The sequence below is a fragment of the Flagellimonas eckloniae genome (assembly GCF_001413955.1).
Classification (GTDB): Bacteria; Bacteroidota; Bacteroidia; order Flavobacteriales; family Flavobacteriaceae; genus Flagellimonas; species Flagellimonas eckloniae.
On sequence record NZ_LCTZ01000002.1, the window covers coordinates 3,808,711 to 3,827,903 of the forward strand.

Here is a 19,193-nt window from a genome sequence, read left to right on the forward strand (position 1 = left end):
GCACAAATAGTCCAAAAAAAGGGGTAAATAAGTCCAACATATCGTTTCTAAAAGTACTAAAGGTGAAAAATGCAGCTATCCTGTGGTATCTTGTTTTTTGATTCATTTTTTTAGGAATTCTTTCCAAAAAAAACAGTATTATGATATACTCCATGCGTGCAAGCCGCCAGTCTTATTGTTTTTCTCTCTTGATGTTTCTGTCCCATGAACTTCCATAGATTTCACAATTCTTCAATGGGTCAGAAGTTGAGTGTTTGGCTGATTTTAGTTATGCGGGCTATGCTTTTGGTGAGATGGGAAATGATAGTTTTGAAAATAGTGGGCTTATTGTTATTGAACTCAATGCAAGGTGGATTTTTTAATAGTCTAATTGGAATTAAAGGGAATCATCCAGTTAAGATAGCCTACTTGTTTAAGCGCTTGCATGGAATTAAAAAATCAAAACCTAGAACATATTCTCTTATCATATGATTATCAACTAAATGTACGGCTTCGATATTAACACAAGTTATTTTTATATTAGGGCTAAACTTAAATTCGTTAGCCTTACATAGCTCACGGGATTTCTATGAAAAACCTATATACATTCTGTTTTGTTTTTTTTAGTGTTTTTTGCTTTGGTCAAAGTCCAGACAAGGCCTATCAATTTAAACACCTAAATACTAGTGATGGACTTTCCCAAAGTTCCGTTATCGCAATGGAGCAAGACAGATTAGGGCGCATGTGGTTGGGTACACGGGATGGACTCAATGTGTATGATGGCACCATGTTTAAGGTGTACCGCACTATTTTAAACGATAGTACGTCCATCAGTAATAGCGATATTCTTTCAATAAAGGAAGATAGTGAAGGTTTTTTATGGATAGGTACTTATAACGGGTTGAACAGATATGACCCTATTAAAGATACCTTTGAACGGTTTTATCATTTCAAGGATAAAAATTCGCTAAGTAACAATACGGTTTGGTCAATTGAGGAAGTTACAAATGGTGATATTTGGATTGGAACCTCAAATGGATTGTCTATCTACAACAAAGAAACAAATGAATTCACCAATGTGTACAATAATGGTGATTCAGTTTCTGATAACGAAATACCATCTAATTATGTTCTAAGCATTAAGGAGGCCAATAATGGCACAATTTGGGTAGGTACATCAAAAGGTTTTTGTAAAGCTATAAAAGAAGAGGAGCATACTATTGACTTTCAACAATTCAGCCCAAGCAATTATCATGAACAACCCTTTGTACAGACCATTTCAGATTGTGGGGAAAACAGTATCTGCGTAGGGACTAAAAACATGGGGTTGTTGAGTTTTGACTTGATTTCTGAACGATTTCTTACCAATTCCCGTACCATTGAATATAAAGATGTAAGAGCAGTTGCAGCTGCAGAGGAAGGTGTTTTATGGGTGGGTACCTCTAAAGGAATCATTTTATTGAATAACAATGATATTTTAAAAAATATCGCTTACGAACCTGAAAAGCAAAACGGTATAAGTCACAACTATATTAAATCCATTTTTAAGGATAGGAAAGGATCTATTTGGATAGGCTCCTATTACGGGGGAATAGATATTTGGGATGTTTCCAATGCCAACTTTATCAACTATAAAGAATCTTCAGGCAAAAATAGGTTAGGACATAAGGTAGTGAGTTCTATAGTCAGCGACAATAAAGAGAATCTATATTTTGGAACCGAAGGTGGTGGGGTAACGGTTTTTGATAAAAAAGGGAAAGAACCACGTTACATCAATACATCAAATACCAATATTCTCCAAAGTGATAATATCAAATCATTGCTTATTGATGATAACTTACTTTGGGTGGGAACCTTTAACGGTGGAGTCGAAATTTTCAATATTGAACAAAATCGGTTTGAAACAAGTATCCTATCTAAAGAGTTGGATGACATATTAAACGAGACAGGAGTTTATACCATTAAAAAAGGTATAGAAGGGGATTATTGGTTTGGTACATTTGGGCAAGGACTCGTTCGCTATGATTTGAAGAAAAAAACATATAAGGTATTTGGTCATAAGCCGGAAGTAGATAAATCCGTTTCAAGTAACAGAATTCGTAGTTTAATGATAGATAAGGGTGCAAACGTGTGGGTAGGTACGCAAAGTGGTCTTAATCTATTGCCTTTCTCCAATGGAGGATATACATCGGACAAGATAACTAGATTTTTTTATGATAATGAAACAGGGTCTGGTGATGATATTCTTACAATTTTTCAAGATACAAGTGGTGTAATCTGGATTGGAATAAGGGCAAAAGGCCTATTTCGCTTTGATGGCAAAAAATTTCAAAAAATACCTTTAAATACCAATATACAGGTAACCTCTATTTATGCCATTTTAGAGGATGTTGACAATACATTATGGATGAGCAGTAACCAAGGTTTAGTGAAATATAATACTTACGAAGGTTCGTTTGTTCTATATAGTGGAAAAGATGGACTAGTGGGAAACGAGTTCAGTACCGGCGCGGCTCTTCGGCCAGAACCCTCAAAATTCTATTTTGGGGGGGCGGAAGGTGTTTCTTATTTTGATTCTAAGGCAATCGCTAAAAATTCTTATGTACCGCAGGTTTTATTAACTGATTTGAAGATTAAGAACGAGACAGTATCTGTCACCAATGAAAATGGTATTTTAAATCAAAGTATGCCTTTTACCAAGCAGATAACACTTGATTATAATAAGGCAAATTTTTCCATTGATTTTACAATCCCCAACTTTATTAATCCAAATAGCAACCAGTACCAATATCGTATGGTAGGATTAGATGAAAATTGGACGCTCACCAATCAATCCAAGGCGAACTATACCATACAGAGGCCAGGGGATTATGTATTTCAAGTAAAAGGAGCAAATAATGATGGATATTGGAACCCTGAGCCTACTATTTTGAAAATTAAGGTTCTTCCTGCTCCTTGGCTAAGTAATTGGGCAAAAATCTTATATAGTCTTTTATTTTTAGGAGTACTTTTTGGGTTGATTGGTATTATTCGTTCAAGAACAAAACTCAAACATAAATTGGAATTGGAACATTTGGAGCATGAGCGCAATAAAGAGCTCAACAATGCCAAACTAAGATTTTTTACCAATATCTCCCACGAGTTTAGAACGCCCTTGACCCTTATTACTGGACCTTTGCAACAATTGTTGACAGATTATAAGGGGAGTAGGGTCGTTTATCAAAAGTTGTTGGTGATAGAAAGTAATGCCAAACATCTATTGCAGTTGATAAACAGGCTGATGGACTTTAGGAAATTAGAGCATAAAAAATATAAACTTGAAACTGCTGAAGGTAATATTGTAAAATTTCTAAAGGAAATCTACCTCTCTTTTTCTGAATTTGCCAAAGGAAACGGTTACGAGTACCTATTTGAAACGGAGCAGTCTAAAATTCTTGTGTATTATGATCGTTCCAAACTCGAGCAAGTATTTTACAATTTGATTTCCAATGCATTTAAATATACTCCTTACGGTGGAAAGATTATTATTAGTGTAAAAGAAGATAGAGGATCGGTATTTGTAGATGTTAAAGATTCAGGACGTGGAATACCTGAGAAATATAGAGATAAAGTATTTGATCGGTTTTTTGAAATACCCGATTTCACTAAAGATGAAAACACTCGCGGTACGGGAACTGGAATCGGTTTATCCATTGCCAAAAGTATAGTGGAGCTTCATAAAGGAACTATTTCGGTTGTTAGCAATAATTCATCTGGAAGTACCTTTAGAGTAGCTTTGAAATTAGGAAGACTCCACGTCAACGATGATGAGATAATCAAGGATTTTAAGTTTAGTGATGATCTAGGTCTTTATACTTCGCAATTACAGCAAAAGTTACCCGATATTTCGATAACTTCAAGCGAACTGTTGATGACTGAGGAACGTGATGTAGTTCTTATAGTTGAGGATAATGTACCCTTGAGAAACTTTATTAAAGATATATTACAGGATACTTATAATGTACTAGAAGCAGGTAATGGAAAAGAGGCGCTGGAAAAAGCTTTGAAATATATTCCGTCCTTAATTGTTTCTGATGTGATTATGCCCGTAATGGTAGGGACAGAACTTTGTGCAAAGATTAAAGAGAATATTCAAACAAGCCATATTCCTGTAATATTGCTTACTTCGAGAACATCTTTGTTATATAAGTTTGAAGGTTTGGAGAGTGGTGCGGATGATTACATAAGCAAGCCTTTTGATGTTATGGAATTCAAACTCCGAATTAAAAACCTGATAGATTCTACAAACAGGCTTAAAAGTAAATTTTCTGATGAAAAAGGCTTAACACCCAATGAAATAGTGATTTCATCTATAGATGAAAAGTTATTGAAGAAAGCACTCAAGATTGTTGAAGATAATATTTCAAATGACCAATTTGATATTATAACCTTTAGTGCCGAGCTTGGGGTTAGTAGGACTTTACTGTTTACTAAGATTAAGGCTTGGACCAATTTCACACCATATGAATTCATTCAAGAAATCAGAATGAAACGAGCTATTCAATTGCTGGAGCAGGGAAATCTTACAATTGCTGAAATTGGTTATCAAGTAGGGTTTAAAAACCCAAAATACTTCAGCAAATGCTTTGTGAAAAAATTCGGTTTAAGTCCATCGGCTTACCTGAAAAAATTCTCCGAAGAGTTTTTTGGCTTAAATTAAATGCCTGAATATTAGTCATTTAAATTTTAATTATAGGATTTTTGCACCCCTATTTCTGGACTTTTACCATTCTCTTTTAGCATAACTTTGGGATAGTGTGATTTTGTAAATACTTGTTCAACGAAAAAGTGTGCAATAACTTTTTTTTCACTGTCAACTGTTCGATGAATTTTGTATTACTGAATTCCATAATCTGAAAACTAACTCACAAACAATTGAAGCTTATGTTAAAAACAAGAATTTGTAGATGGATAAGGGCACTATGCTTTGGTGTTTTTATTCTTGCCAGTACGCTGACTTATGGTCAGCAAAAAAATATTACAGGCACCGTAGTGGCCAGTGCGGATGGTATAGGTATTCCGGGCGTTAATGTAGTTGAAAAAGGAACAACTAACGGTGTTACTACTGATTTTGATGGGAATTATTCAATTACGGTGTCAAGTCAGAATGCTAATTTGGTTTTCAGCTATATTGGTTTTGTATCACAAGAACAAAATGTTTCTGGCAGCGCAACAATTAACATAAGTCTGGAAGAAGACATCAGTGCATTGGATGAAGTTGTGGTAGTCGGTTATGGAACGGCTAAAAAATCTGATATCACTGGGTCTGTTTCTTCTGTTAAATCAGAAGAATTGACAGCCTTTCCGGTATTGAGCGCAGAGCAGGCACTACAAGGTCGGGCCGCAGGTGTTGCTGTACAATCCAACAATGGGGGTGAACCTGGTGCGCCAATAGCGATTAGCATTCGTGGTAATACTTCAATAGGATCCAGTAGTGCTGCATTGGTGGTGGTAGATGGTTTTGTTGGTGGTGCTTTACCACAACCTGCTGATATCGAATCCATAGAAATACTCAAAGATGCTTCCGCCACTGCCATTTATGGTTCTAGGGGAGCAAATGGGGTGATTATGGTGACCACAAAAAAAGGAACAAAGGGTAGAATGGTTGTCGAAATCAATTCCACATATTCTTCCCAAGCGGTTACCGAAAGACTAGAGCTTTTAGATGCAGACCAGTTTGCGTCCTACCGACAAGCTATCAATCCATCCTATGTACAGGGTTCGGCACAAACGGATTGGCAAGACCTTATTTACAGGACAGGTAACATTTCCAACCATCAGCTTTCTTTTTCAGGGGGATCTGATAAGATTAACTACTACGTATCCGGTAATTATTTTAAACAAAACGGAGTAGTAATCAACTCAGCTTTTGAACGTTTTTCATTTTTGAGCAACATTGAAGTTCAGGCTACGGATAAATTAAAACTTGGCTTTAATGCATTTGCCAATCGTGGTAATAAAGATGGTATACAAAGTCAAGCAGGAAGTGGTGGAAGTGGGGAAGGAGATGTAATTTCCACTGCATATCGTTTTGCACCTGATACTCCGGTACAAGATGAAAACGGTGTGAATACCACAAACCCGGTGGGAGATCAATTCGATAATCCATTTGCTATCGCTACGGAATCGGTTGATGAAACCACAACAGACGATTACAGGGCCAATTTTTATGCCGATTATGAAATAATAAAAGGACTATCGTTTAAAACTACATTTGGATTTAGTACGGAAAATAGAACCCGTGGTAGGTTTCAACCTTCAACTTTAATAGGCCAAGCAAGCATTCAAGGTGGTATTGCCAGTGTAGAATCAGTTAAAGGAACCAATATTCTTTCTGAAAATTATTTGACCTATACTACCGAAATTGGTAAAGGTAATTTAACCGCTTTGGCAGGTTATTCATACCAAAAAGATAGAACGGAAAGATTTAGAGCAGCATCACAGGGGTTTCTTAGCAATAGTTTATCCTATTTTGCCCTTGATGCCGGCTCTGATATTCAGACACCCTCTTCATCGCTCACCGAAAGGGAAATTGTTTCTTTATTTGGGAGACTTAATTATGAGTACGATGATCGTTACCTATTGACTTTTACGGCAAGAAGGGATGGAGCTTCCAATTTTGCCAAAAACAATAAGTACGCTTTTTTCCCTTCCGGAGCAATTGGATGGAGAATTTCCAACGAAGAATTTCTAAGGGACAATAAAACACTTTCCAATTTAAAACTGCGAGCTAGTTATGGTGTAACAGGAAATCCTTCTCTAACTCCATACCAGTCTTTGGCAAATTTTCAGCCTATTTATTCCAATGTAGGAGATCAACAAGTTGGAGCTGTTGTACCTGATTTATTGGAAAATCCCGACTTAAAATGGGAATCTTCGTATCAAACCAATATAGGTCTTGATTTTGGTCTTTTTGACAACCGAATCAGCGCTACGTTGGATTATTATACAATCGATACAAAAGATTTAATCTTACGAAATTCTGGATTGATAGAGTATGCAGGTCTTCTGAGTAACCCATTCCAGAACGTTGGGGAAATTAACAATACTGGATTTGAAGTGACACTTTCCACAAAAAATGTAACCACTGAGAACTTTTCATGGACTACAGATTTGAATTGGTCGACCAATAAGGTTGAAGTAGTAAAGCTTATAGACGGTGAGGATATATTTTTGGATTCTTCGCCTGGTTCGTTCTTACAAGATGAAACCCATATTCTAAGGGAAGGTGAACCTGTAGGGGTCTTCTGGGGCTATGAATATAGGGGTGTAAATCAGGGAACACCAGAGGCTGGTACAGCTGGGTATTCTGGAACTGGAGCAGGGGATGAGCTGTTTACAGATTTGGATGATAATGGTGTAATTACAGGAGAAGATCGTAAAATTATTGGAGACCCCAATCCAGATTGGATAGCAGGTCTTAGCAACAATTTTAGGTATAAGAATTTTGACATGAATATTTTCTTCCAAGCTTCTGTAGGCGGTGATATCTTCAGCTATACTTTTCTTGAGTTGGCTTCAGGTGAATCCAATGCAACTCCAGAAGTATTGAACGCATGGACGTCTGCCAATACCAACACCAATGTTCCTTCTGCCGCTGTTCGTGAAAAGCGTATTACAGATCGCTTTGTTTATGATGGTAGTTATGTTCGATTAAAAAACCTCTCTTTAGGATACAATCTTCCAACCGGTATTGTGAGTAAAATGGGAATGCAGGGCGTACGTCTTAGTTTGAGCGGTCAAAATTTATTGACATTTACGGATTTTCCTGGTACAGACCCTGAGGCACAATACCAAACTACTGCCAATAGTCAAGATAGTAACGTAAACAGAGGATTCGACTACGGAAGTTACCCTAATATAAGGTCGTACACATTATCAATAAATCTAAAATTCTAAAAAATAGCACTATGAAAAATTTTAAAACTTTAGGAATTCTTCTGGCATTTGCTACGGTAGTGGGGTGCTCGGATTTAGAAGAGGTGCCCGTAGGTAGGCTGTCGCCAGATGGTCTGGTACAGTCACCGGCAGATGTTCAAACCTTGATTAACGGTGCCATTGGTAATATGGCCACAGAGGCTTATTGGGGAAGAAAACTGTCGCTGCCAATTATGTTGAGAAGTGATATGGTTTCCATAGGAGATTTAGGGACACCAGGCCGTCGGCAAGATGTCGATAGATTTTCAATGTCCGATGATAATGGTATGGTCACGGCATTATGGCCAAGGGCATACCAAGTCATAGCGGCAACGAATGAAGCCATTGCGGCGGCAGCTACCTTGACAGGGTTTCCACCGGAACAAATTGATCCGGTAACAGCTCAAGCACACTTTTTTAGAGCATATACCTATTATCATTTGGTTCGATTGTTTGGCGAAATCCCATACCTTGATGCGCCAGTAGTCAATGTCGAAGAAGCTAGTCAAATAGGCAAGAGCTCCGTGGATGCGGTATACAACAATATCATTGCTGATTTAGAGCTTGCCAAATCACAACTTCCAGATAACCAATCTGTTAGCGCTTTGCCATCAAAAGCAACGGCAGCGGCATTTTTAGCTTCAGTTTATTTAACCTTAGGGGAATTTCAAAATGCTTATGATGAAGCAAAATTTGTAATAGATAACGAAGGTGCCTTTAATTTGGGTCTTGCCGCTGATTTTCAAGATTTGTTTGACCATGCCGCCCAAACAAGTACGAACGAATTTCTTTTAAGTCTTGATTTTAACGGTTTCAGTGATGGGGATACAGGAAGGGATTATGCACCTGCCCTAACTGGAATACGAGCAAATGAACGCGGCAACATTGGAGGTGGTTGGTCTGTTGCTGTACCTACGATTAATGTATATAATTCATGGGATGGTCGTGACTACAGAAAAGCGGTAAGTTTAGACACCACAGGAATATTCGATGGCGTAGAAGAACCCTTTACTGCTTTCCCTGATTTTGATTCAAGAAATATCCAAAGTGCCTATATCGCTAAGTATACAAGAGCCATTGGGCCTACAGGAACAGGAAATGGTCGGGCATCAAGTTTAAATTATGGATTAATGCGTTATGCTGAGGTCTTGTTGATAGCTGCAGAAGCTTTAAACGAATTGAGCCCGGGTTCTGGAGAAGCGGCCGGTTATGTCAATCGCGTAAGAGCAAGAGCAAGGGAAGGCAACGGTTCAGCTTTCCCAGCGGATGTTGCAGGAGGTATGTCGCAAGATGATTTCAGGAATATGGTGCTGGAAGAGCGTAAATGGGAACTTGCCTTCGAATTCAAAAGGTGGTATGACATCAAAAGAAGACAACTAGGTCCAGAGGTTTTTGGACCCGGAAGTTTGGAACCACAACCTAATTTTGATCCAAGTCGAGATTACTTATTTCCTCTGCCTTTCGATGAGTTGGATAGGAACCCCAATTTAGCTCCCAACAATCCCGGTTATTAAAATCAAATTCTTCCAGGGTTGTCTTTTGTCTTTAGAAAAGTAGCCTTGGGAGAGTTTTAAAAATCCATTTAATGAATAGAGTTAGTTACTTTGTCTTGACTGTTGGTTTTACTTTATTTTTTCTGTCTTGTAAAACCGACGGTAAAGACGAAAATGTTACAAGTTCTGTATCGATAGACTCATTAGTACAAACACGGTATCAAAAGCTATTGAAGTATCCTTTGGATTCTTTAAGTTTTCCTAGAAGCTATAATCCAACGGCAAATGAAATAAGAAAAGTTCCTTCTAGAGATTGGACCAGTGGATTTTTCCCCGGTAATCTTTGGCATTTATTCCAACTTACGGGAAATGAAGCGTTCAAGGAACGTGCACAAGAATGGACAAGCTTTATTGAAAAGGAAAAGCTAAATGCAGGTACACACGACATGGGCTTTAAAGTATTCTGCAGTTTTGGTGAAGGATTAAGGATTGGTAAAAACGAAGATTATAAAAAAATTATAGTTGAAAGCGCCAAGACCTTATCCACTCGCTATAATGAACAAGTGGAATGCCTTCGGTCTTGGGATTTTAATCAAGATGTTTGGGAATTTCCCGTAATCGTTGACAATATGATGAACTTGGAATTGTTGTTCGAGGCAACAAAAATTTCAGGTGACAGTACCTATCACAATATTGCAGTTTCCCATGCCAATACTACACTCAAAAACCATTTTAGAGAAGATTCAAGTAGCTATCATGTAGTTGTTTATGATACCATAAATGGTAAGGTAAAAGATAAGGTTACCCATCAAGGTTTCAATGCTTCTTCAGCATGGGCTAGGGGTCAGGCCTGGGGTATTTATGGGTTTACTATGGCGTATAGATATACCAAAGATGCCGAATATCTGGCACAGGCAAAATCTAGCGCTTCATTTTATATGCAACATCCAAATATGCGAGATGATGGTATTCCGTATTGGGATTTCAATGACCCTAATATTCCTGATGCAGTAAGAGATGTCTCTGCTGCAACAATTGTTACCTCAGCGTTTTATGAGCTTTCACAATATGATAATGATTCTCGGTATTTGGAATACGCCAATAAGGTCATGGAGACTTTAAATACAGAGGAATACATTCTAGGACCAGAAGTTCAAGCACCATTTATTTTAAAACATAGTACCGGTAATTGGCCAAGGAAAGACGAAATGGATAAACCGATTGTTTATGGAGATTATTACTACTTGGAAGCACTTCTGAGAAAAGAAAGTCAATGACCGAATTAGGAAAGTTCATATCCCAAATCAAAACAAATACGATATCGGCAAAGAATAGTAGCGTTTAATACCCGAGTACAAGGATAGTACAGGATGAAACCAAAACTTGACCACCCTACTTTTAAGCGCAATGGGAGACTCTCATCATTTTTAATAGGTTTATAATGAAATTAAAATGTATCATTTTCTGTGTTGCTTTATTTCTTTTGAATTGTGGACAGAAACCTGAAGAAGGCGCACTTAGAACAAAAGAGAATATAAATAAAGAATGGTCCTACCTAGAGAATCCAACTCGTTCACTCGCAGATATTGAAAACAGCTTAGATTGGGTTAGCATTGATTTGCCCCATACGTGGAACAGTGAAGACCCAACAGATAATATGGCCGGTTACCGAAGAAGTGGTAGTTGGTATAAAAAAGAGCTTGAACTCGATGGAATAAACCCAGATAAGCGATATCTTCTCTATTTTGAAGGAGCAAATATAACCGCAAAGGTCTATATGAACGGTAGTGAAATAGGTACACACATTGGGGGGTATATTGGTTTTGAAATTGATATTTCTGAGCATCTTCAAAAAGGGCAAAATAGTATCTATGTGCGAGTCGATAATAGTTATGACAGAGATATAATTCCGTCCCAAAAGAGTGACTTTTTCATCTACGGAGGTATTACAAGGGATGTTTGGCTAATTACCAAACCTAAAACTTCGATTGGGAATGTAAAACTGACTACACCAAAAGTATCGCACGAAAAAGCTTCACTTCAAGTTGAAGTCCCTCTGGAAGGTGCGGAACAAGTATCGGATTTGAAGCTTATAGTAGTATTGAAAAATGAAAAAGGAGAAGTTGTCGTGTCTAAGTCTGAGAAGGTGTCTTCGAAAACTACAACAATAACAATCACTGATATTCAAAATCCCCAACTATGGGATATATCAGACCCAAATCTTTATAAAGTAAATGTATCATTGTCTAGTAATGAAGAAATCATCGATGAGGTTTTGGAAAAAGTAGGTTTTCGTTGGTTTGAGTTTAAGAAAAACGGGCCATTCTATCTTAACGGTAAACGTGTATTGCTCCGCGGCACTCATCGTCATGAAGAACATGCGGGTGTTGGGGCTGCCATGTCAAACGAACAGCACCGAAAGGATATGGAGCAGATTAAGGAGATGGGTGCAAATTTTGTTCGTTTGGCGCATTATCCACAAGACCCAGAGGTCTACAAAGCCTGCGATGAGCTTGGTATTTTGGTTTGGGATGAACTTCCTTGGTGCAGAGGGGGTTTAGGTGAAGAAACATGGCAAAAGAACACCAAGAATATGCTCACAGAAATTATCGATCAAAATCATAACCATCCCAGTATTATTATTTGGTCATTGGGCAATGAAATGTATTGGTTGCCCGATTTTGAGGGTGGCGACGATACTACAAAGATGAATACCTTTTTGTCCGAGTTGAATACGCTTGCCCATAAATTGGACCCTACCCGTAAAACGGCGATAAGAAAGTACTATGAAGGTGCCGATATCGTAGATGTTTTCTCACCGTCCATTTGGTCGGGTTGGTACTCTGGGAGCTACAAGAGTTATCAAAAGGCCATAGAGACCTATAAGCCACAATACAATCATTTTTTGCATGCAGAATACGGTGGGTCCAGTCATGTGGGACGACATTCTGAAAATCCCATTACCGGTGAGGGAGTAATAAAATCCGAAGGATGGGAAGAAGCCATAGTTCAGACCAAGGTCGCCAACATTGCCAAGATTGGGGATTGGAGCGAAAATTATATTGTGGACTTATTTGACTGGCACCTGCGTATTACCGAAACGGACTCGACCTTCGTAGGCAACGCACAATGGGCGTTCAAGGACTTTGGAACACCTTTGCGACCAGAAAACGATATTCCCTACATGAACCAAAAAGGTTTGGTTGACCGAAACGGAAAGCCTAAGGATGCATATTACGTTTTTAAGAGCTATTGGTCTGATGCCCCTTTCATTTACATAGAATCAGAAACGTGGACGAAGCGACAGGGGCCAAAAGGCAAACCAAGAAGTATCAATGTTTTTAGCAATTGTGATGTAGTTAATCTCATTCACAACGGTAATGAATTGGGAAAAAAAGTGAAAGACATCACTAAGTTTCCCGCTTCAGGTCTTGTTTGGGACATTGATTTTGAAGAAGGTGACAATCAATTGATTGCTGTTTCTGAAATGGCTGGTAACACGATACGTGATACGCTGAATATTTCTTACCGCTATACTAAAAACGGTTCGGCCAAAGAACTGTTGCTCTCTTCATCTAAATTAAAAAATGGAAATTTCTTGTTAACCGCCATGGCTGTCGATGAAAATGGGTTACGATGTCTGGACTATGAGGACAAGGTATATTTTCAATGCCTTGAAGGCGGTAAGGCTCTTAAAAACCAAGGAACACCTACTGGTAGTGAGGTCATTGGCATGGCAAACGGGCAGGCATCCATAGAAATTATTCCAGATGACACCGAGATTGATTTAACCGTAATGGTCCTAAATCAAAATTTTAAGGGTACTTATCTAACCATTGAAAAATAGGGTGTGAGGTTTTAATAACAAGACGATATGAAAAATATAATCGTATTACTATGCCTCTTCTTTCTCGGGTGCAAGCAGGAGCCAAGACTATTTGATGACCCTATTTTCGATAAAGAAAAAGCAAGAATATTGAAATTGGCTGAAAAATATATCGATGCAACACCAGTTACGGTAACAGCTGAATCTTGTGGACGTAGTGCCGGGGGAATACATGATTTTTATTCTGAAGGTGATTATTGGTGGCCCGACCCTGAAAACCCTGAAGGACCTTACATTCGAAAAGATGGAATGACCAATCCTGATAATTTTACGGCACATCGTTATGCTATGATACGGCTTAGCCAAATATGTGGTGCTTTGGCGTCCGCCTATCTAATTACTGATGATACATTCTATGTAAAGCAATTGGTTCCACATTTAAAAGCATGGTTTATAGATGAGACAACATTAATGAACCCCAATCTGGAATATGCGCAGGCAATAAAAGGTAAGGTAACAGGAAGAGGTATTGGCATCATTGATACAATACAATTATTGGATGTGGTCAAGGCCATCATCGCCATACAGGATGCTAATTTGCTTTCCAACGAAGAAGTTACCAAGTTAAAGACTTGGTTCGCAAATTATTTACGATGGATGGATACCCACCCTTATGGAATTTCTGAACAAGCTAAGGATAACAACCACGGTGCCTGCTGGTTTTTACAGGCAGCCGTTTTTTCTGAATTTACAGAGAATGAAAGAATGCAGGCTTATGTAAAAGAGAAGTTTAAGAAGGTTTTATTGCCGTGCCAAATGGCTGAAGATGGTTCATTTCCGAAAGAATTGAATAGAACCAAGCCTTATGGGTATTCCTTGTTCAATTTAGATATAATGACGGGCATTGCCCAAGTAATTTCTAATACAAATGAGAATATGTTTGTGTTTGACCACGAAGGTAGAAGTATAAAAAAAGGGGTTGAATTTCTATATCCTTATATAAAGAATAAAGCAGATTGGCCCTACGAAAAAGATGTGCTTCATTGGGATGATTGGCCGGTACGCCATCCATTTTTATTGTTTACAGGCAGGTCACTGGACAATATGGAATACCTTGATATATGGAACCAGCTAGATGCCGATTTTGATAATCCGGAGGTAATACGGAATATGCCTATACGCTATCCATTGATCTGGTTGAATTAAGCGATATTAAATGGTTTGCAAAGTTCAATATGTTAGCTTATGAATTATAGAATTGTTCTTCTTTTGCCCCTACTTGGCTTATTGCTGAATTGCTCGAACAAGACTACAAAGACTTTTTTGTTCATAGGGAGTTTTACAGAGGGAAAACCAGCAAAAGGAATTCTTGTTTATGAGTTTGATGTCAATTCTGGGGCGTTACAACTCGTACATGAGGAAGAGAATACCATCAACCCTTCATTTTTAAAAGTTTCGCCTGATGGTCGCCATTTGTATTCAGTATTGGAGAGTCAATTGCAATCCAACGGAAAAGTAGCTGCATTTGCTGTCGATTCTTTAACTGGAAGATTACAGTTATTGAACTTCCAAGATTCTGGTGGTAGAAATCCTGCCCACTTGGCTATACATTCTACTGGGAATTATTTGGTAAATTCAAATTATACCGATGCTGGGATATCGGTCTTTAAAATAAATGCCAACGGTAGTCTACATAAAAATCACCAACTCATTACCTTTCAAGACAGCAGTATTGTTAAAGGTAGGCAAGATGCGGCACATTTGCATTCCACTAATTTTTCACCAGATGGGGATTTTTCGTTCGGGCAAGATTTAGGAGCAGATAAAATAAGGGTTTTTGAAGTTATTTATCCCACCAAGAACACATTACAACTCGAAGAGTCTGGCTTTATAACCATAAAACCAGGTAGTGGTCCAAGACATTTTACGTTTCATCCCGATGGCAACTTTGGTTATGGCGTGGCAGAATTAAGTGGCACGATAACGGCATATTCTTATACAGATGGAAAGCTTGAGTACATCGAAGATTACCTGTCATACAGTAAAAAACAAGATCTTTATCGCGCAGCTGATATTCATATTTCGCCAGATGGAAAATTTCTTTACGCCTCTAATCGTGGACCAGAAGAAGACAGTATTTCTATATTTTCAATAGACAAGAATACAGGTAGGCTAACTCTAGTAGGACACGAACCTACTTTTGGCGAGCATCCCAGAAATTTTTGTATTGACCCGTCAGGTAACTTTTTGTTAGTGGCCAACCAATTCACCAACAATGTGGTCGTTTTTAAAAGACATAGTGAAACAGGGAGACTATCAAAACTGCAAAAAGAGTTAGCTATCGAAAATCCTTCAAGTTTGCAAATGCGAACTTATGGAGAGTAAATAATAAGTTAAATCTACATTTTATGAAATGGTATTTTAGATATGTTTGAGAAACATTGGATTGGCTAGACTAAAAAGGGAAAACCACTGTATCAATTTTTTTCTGATTCAGCTTTACCTGATAAAAAATCCTTACCCCATTTTTCCCGTAGTTCTTTTGCCAGTTGGGCAACTGTTTCTTGATATGTTGCTTTTTCTGCTAAATTATCAAGTTCCAATGGGTCTTTGCTATGATCAAATAGCATACGCTCGTATGCAATACCCTTATCATCCGTCCATTCAGTGTAGAATAAATCTCCTTTTATCAAGGTGACGGCATCTTTAAATTTGCTGACAGCCCAGTTCTTATCGCTTTCCTCACCATTAATTATGGAAACAACACTACGCCCTTCAACAGTATTTGGAACAGCTATGCCAATAAGCTCGCATAGTGTTGGGTATACATCAACATATTCAGTTATTGCTTTTGTTTTCTGACCTTTTGTTTTATGAGGTACTTTTATGAACAATGGGGTTCGCAAGGCCTTTTCAAATGTTGAATGCTTGCACCATAGCTGATGGTCACCAAGAAACCATCCATGGTCTCCCCAAAGCACAACAATGGTGTTTTCTGCCATACCAAGTTTGTCCAGTTCGTCCAGTACCAACCCTATCTGGGCGTCTATATAACTTACCGCAGCATAATAGCCATGAATCAATTCTTTGGCTAAGGCTTCAGGAAGATGCCCTTCTTTTGGGATTCCTTCGTAATTGCGTAATTCACCAAACTTATGAAAGGCTTTTGTAGGTGTGGATATTGGCCGGATATAGCTTTCGGGCAATTCAATTTCTTCACGGTTGTACAAATTCCAGTATTTTGTTGGAGCAGTGAACGGAAGGTGGGGCTTTGCCACGCCCATGGTCAGAAAAAAAGGTTCTTCCGAACGTTTAAACTTTTTTAAATCTCCGATGACTTTCAAAGCCAATTTACCATCGCGATAGACCGAATCATGCACATCAGCTGATTCAAATGGTAGGCCCCTGTGCGTATTTCTTCGAGTTTCTTGACTTTCTTCAAGGGCATAATCCCATAATCTGTCAGCTTGCCAGATTTCGTCCCAAGCATCGGCATCATCGGTTTTATGATGGTATATTTTACCGTTTGAAACTGTTCGATACCCATTTTGTTTTAACAACATTGGTAACGAAACAGCTTTTGGATAGTCTTCATCTTTCTTGGTAAATGCATTTATAAAGCGATTCCTAGTTGGTCTTACTCCTGTTAAAATGCTAGCTCTGGAAGCTCCACATACGGGAATGTTGCAATAGGCACGTTCGAACACCATACTTTCAGAACCGAGTTTGTCCAAATTAGGAGATTTGATATGACTGGCTCCATAGATATTTAATTCGGGCCGCAGATCATCAACCGCAATCATTAAGATATTCAATGGCTCAGATTCAATTTTTTGAACTTCTTTTTGTTGGCCCTTGCAAGAAACCGACAACAAAACAATTAGTAAAGAATGATAAAAACAGCGCTTCATATTTATGGAATAAGTGTAGTTATACGATATTACCAATAATACAAATACCAGAACAGTAAACTGTCCTGCACTCTCTGGCAAATTTGTACTTTGAAAGTACTCACCTAACAGTTATCTCACAACTAATTTCATTTGTATTCTTTTCAAAGACTGCTTTTACAAGAATAGCTTCCATACCGGGTACCATATTAAATACTCTTTTCTTTTTTGTTTTAACAATTAAAAGAGGAACACTGGACATAACCAAAACCGTACCTTCTTTTTTTTGAATCTCAATAAGCTTTTCTGATACTTGGACAACTTGTTCATGTTGTGGGGAAATTATTGGAAGTACCAATGACGCTTCTTTATCCAACGGAGCATCATTTACTTTCTTGGCCACAATAATAGTCTTTTCTATACTCAAACTGTAATTTAACTGATAATTAGAATCAGGTAAAATAGCTCTTTCCCTATCAGTCAATTGGGTTACTACTTCAAAGTTAAGCGTATTGTTTTTTTCGTTTGTTTTAACTTTTGCTTTCAAATCGAACAGATTGCTATACCATTTCCCTTCTCTATTGGACTCAATTCTTGGGGTCAAGGGAAAATCTTCTCCATTTGGTTGGGGTTGTTGGTTGTAACGCTCTACCAATATATATTCGGCCATACTTGCAGTAAAAATAGGCCCTACTTCATTATGCCAAAGAACTGCAAGCGATCCTCCAGTCGCCGCTTGCGAATGAGGTTTTTTAAAAATAACATCGTAGGAGGATACCGTGGCCCTCCATGGTCCCTTTGCAGCTAACCAAACATCTAGTTCCGGGAAATGCTTTATTCCATCGCCTTTACCTCTGGGAAGGGCTGTTTTTTTTGAAATGTTCGATAGCTTCTCAGTATTGTCCATGATAAATGCCAAAGATTTTGCGTGTGCAAAGGTGTGGTGCAAGCAAGGTTTTACATCATGTGATTCATAATGAAGGCCTCCAGCCAACAAGCCATTTACGGTACAACGTTTCAAAAGCTCAGTACTTAAGAATGCAGCGGTGCCGAATGCGGGGTTTCTATCTGCCATCAAAGCAAATGCGGGTTGGCAACCATCTGTAGTTCGACTGCCCCAATAGCTCCATTTGTTTTGACGTGTACCCCAGCTATTGTCCCATGCACCATCGGGTAACATAAACTCCAGATGTCCATTCATTGACTCTGTTAGCAGCTGTAACAATTGCTCATCTTTTTCTAGAACGGCGTATTGTACCAATCCGTTTAGGGTTTCTTCAACATTGTAACCCAGGTCTACTGGCAATAACCCTTTTGCACTTGGTTCATCGGAAGGTTTGTTTTCCCCGAAAATGAGCTTGTTCGGTTTTGTCAGCCAATTAGGAACTTCATCTGCCAACTGTCGGCTATGATTTATATATGCTACATTTTTGAACATGCGGCCCAAAAAGTTAAGGCCATATATAGCTGTGAAGGCATAATTTATATGACTGTAATCTATAGTGAAATTTTCATGGATAAACTTTGCTGCTTTCTGTAAACGTTGTGTCCAGTCATCACTAATTTCCTTCGGTAAAACGTGTCCATGATGATGTAAAGCTTCGCCTAAGGCGATTGCTCCGAAAACGGTAATGCCTCTCCAAGATTTAGGGTCGGGAACTACTGTCCAACTCCCATCTGGCATGGAGACGTTTTCTGACCATTTCATCACATTGATTGCCGCATCCAAGTATTTTTGCGCTCCGGTTTTATCTGCCATATATAAAAAAGGATACACGGCATCCATACAACGACCATGAATTCGGTTACAAGCTTTGCAGTACAAAGCTCCATGTACTTCCGGTTTTTCAGGGTCATCAATTTGAATGTCAACCATGGCATTGCTCCATGTGGTCAAAAGTTGAAAAGTTAATGCTTCAAATGGTATTGATTCACCACTTTCTTGATGCTCTAAATTGACTTTGTCCCTGCAGGCTTGTAGGGGTACTAACAATCCCATACTAGCTAGAGCGGAGAGTTGTGCGAAATCCCGTCGTTCCATTGAATTTT

General features: G+C 38.4%; 9 protein-coding genes. 7 read left to right on the top strand and 2 right to left on the bottom strand.

Translation table 11 applies throughout. The features are described from left to right. The first annotated feature begins 568 nt into the window (after positions 1–568). From AAY42_RS16490 to AAY42_RS16520, 7 genes are all read left to right on the top strand, one after another. Positions 569–4,678: a hybrid sensor histidine kinase/response regulator gene (locus AAY42_RS16490; protein WP_055397194.1), complete on the top strand. Its 4,110-nt coding sequence runs from the start codon at positions 569–571 to the stop codon at positions 4,676–4,678. A 224-nt stretch (positions 4,679–4,902) separates the two neighbouring features. Beyond that, the gene (locus AAY42_RS16495; protein ID WP_055397196.1) at positions 4,903–7,917 is read left to right on the top strand and encodes a SusC/RagA family TonB-linked outer membrane protein; all 3,015 of its coding nucleotides are present in this window, start codon (positions 4,903–4,905) and stop codon (positions 7,915–7,917) included. Positions 7,918–7,928: 11 nt separating this feature from the next. Further along, positions 7,929–9,449, top strand: coding sequence for a RagB/SusD family nutrient uptake outer membrane protein (locus AAY42_RS16500; RefSeq protein WP_055397197.1), 1,521 nt, complete (start codon positions 7,929–7,931; stop codon positions 9,447–9,449). Positions 9,450–9,520: 71 nt separating this feature from the next. Beyond that, positions 9,521–10,705, top strand: coding sequence for a glycoside hydrolase family 88 protein (locus tag AAY42_RS16505; protein ID WP_055397199.1), 1,185 nt, complete (start codon positions 9,521–9,523; stop codon positions 10,703–10,705). 164 nt (positions 10,706–10,869) lie between these two features. Next, positions 10,870–13,275: a glycoside hydrolase family 2 protein gene (locus AAY42_RS16510; RefSeq protein WP_055397201.1), complete on the top strand. Its 2,406-nt coding sequence runs from the start codon at positions 10,870–10,872 to the stop codon at positions 13,273–13,275. Between the two features lie 27 nt (positions 13,276–13,302). After that, positions 13,303–14,460, top strand: coding sequence for an alginate lyase family protein (locus AAY42_RS16515; protein ID WP_055397203.1), 1,158 nt, complete (start codon positions 13,303–13,305; stop codon positions 14,458–14,460). A 39-nt stretch (positions 14,461–14,499) separates the two neighbouring features. Next, positions 14,500–15,639, top strand: a complete 1,140-nt coding sequence (locus AAY42_RS16520) for a lactonase family protein (RefSeq protein ID WP_055397206.1) — start codon at positions 14,500–14,502, stop codon at positions 15,637–15,639. Between the two features lie 92 nt (positions 15,640–15,731). Here the strand turns inward: AAY42_RS16520 and AAY42_RS16525 are convergent, their stop codons facing one another. Together AAY42_RS16525 and AAY42_RS16530 are read right to left on the bottom strand one after the other, a co-directional pair. Then, positions 15,732–17,165, bottom strand: coding sequence for a sulfatase (locus AAY42_RS16525; RefSeq protein WP_055397208.1), 1,434 nt, complete (start codon positions 17,163–17,165; stop codon positions 15,732–15,734). Between the two features lie 100 nt (positions 17,166–17,265). Further along, entirely contained in the window at positions 17,266–19,185 is a 1,920-nt protein-coding gene (locus AAY42_RS16530) for an ulvan lysase-like protein (protein WP_055397209.1), read from the bottom strand. Positions 19,186–19,193 lie beyond the last annotated feature (8 nt).

Bases quoted from the DNA above. Each gene is read 5' to 3' on its own strand.
- AAY42_RS16490 (WP_055397194.1), top strand. From the start codon at position 569: ATGAAAAACCTATATACATTCTGTTTTGTTTTTTTTAGTGTTTTTTGC.
- AAY42_RS16495 (WP_055397196.1), top strand. From the start codon at position 4,903: ATGTTAAAAACAAGAATTTGTAGATGGATAAGGGCACTATGCTTTGGT.
- AAY42_RS16500 (WP_055397197.1), top strand. From the start codon at position 7,929: ATGAAAAATTTTAAAACTTTAGGAATTCTTCTGGCATTTGCTACGGTA.
- AAY42_RS16505 (WP_055397199.1), top strand. From the start codon at position 9,521: ATGAATAGAGTTAGTTACTTTGTCTTGACTGTTGGTTTTACTTTATTT.
- AAY42_RS16510 (WP_055397201.1), top strand. From the start codon at position 10,870: ATGAAATTAAAATGTATCATTTTCTGTGTTGCTTTATTTCTTTTGAAT.
- AAY42_RS16515 (WP_055397203.1), top strand. From the start codon at position 13,303: ATGAAAAATATAATCGTATTACTATGCCTCTTCTTTCTCGGGTGCAAG.
- AAY42_RS16520 (WP_055397206.1), top strand. From the start codon at position 14,500: ATGAATTATAGAATTGTTCTTCTTTTGCCCCTACTTGGCTTATTGCTG.
- AAY42_RS16525 (WP_055397208.1), bottom strand. From the start codon at position 17,165: ATGAAGCGCTGTTTTTATCATTCTTTACTAATTGTTTTGTTGTCGGTT.
- AAY42_RS16530 (WP_055397209.1), bottom strand. From the start codon at position 19,185: ATGGAACGACGGGATTTCGCACAACTCTCCGCTCTAGCTAGTATGGGA.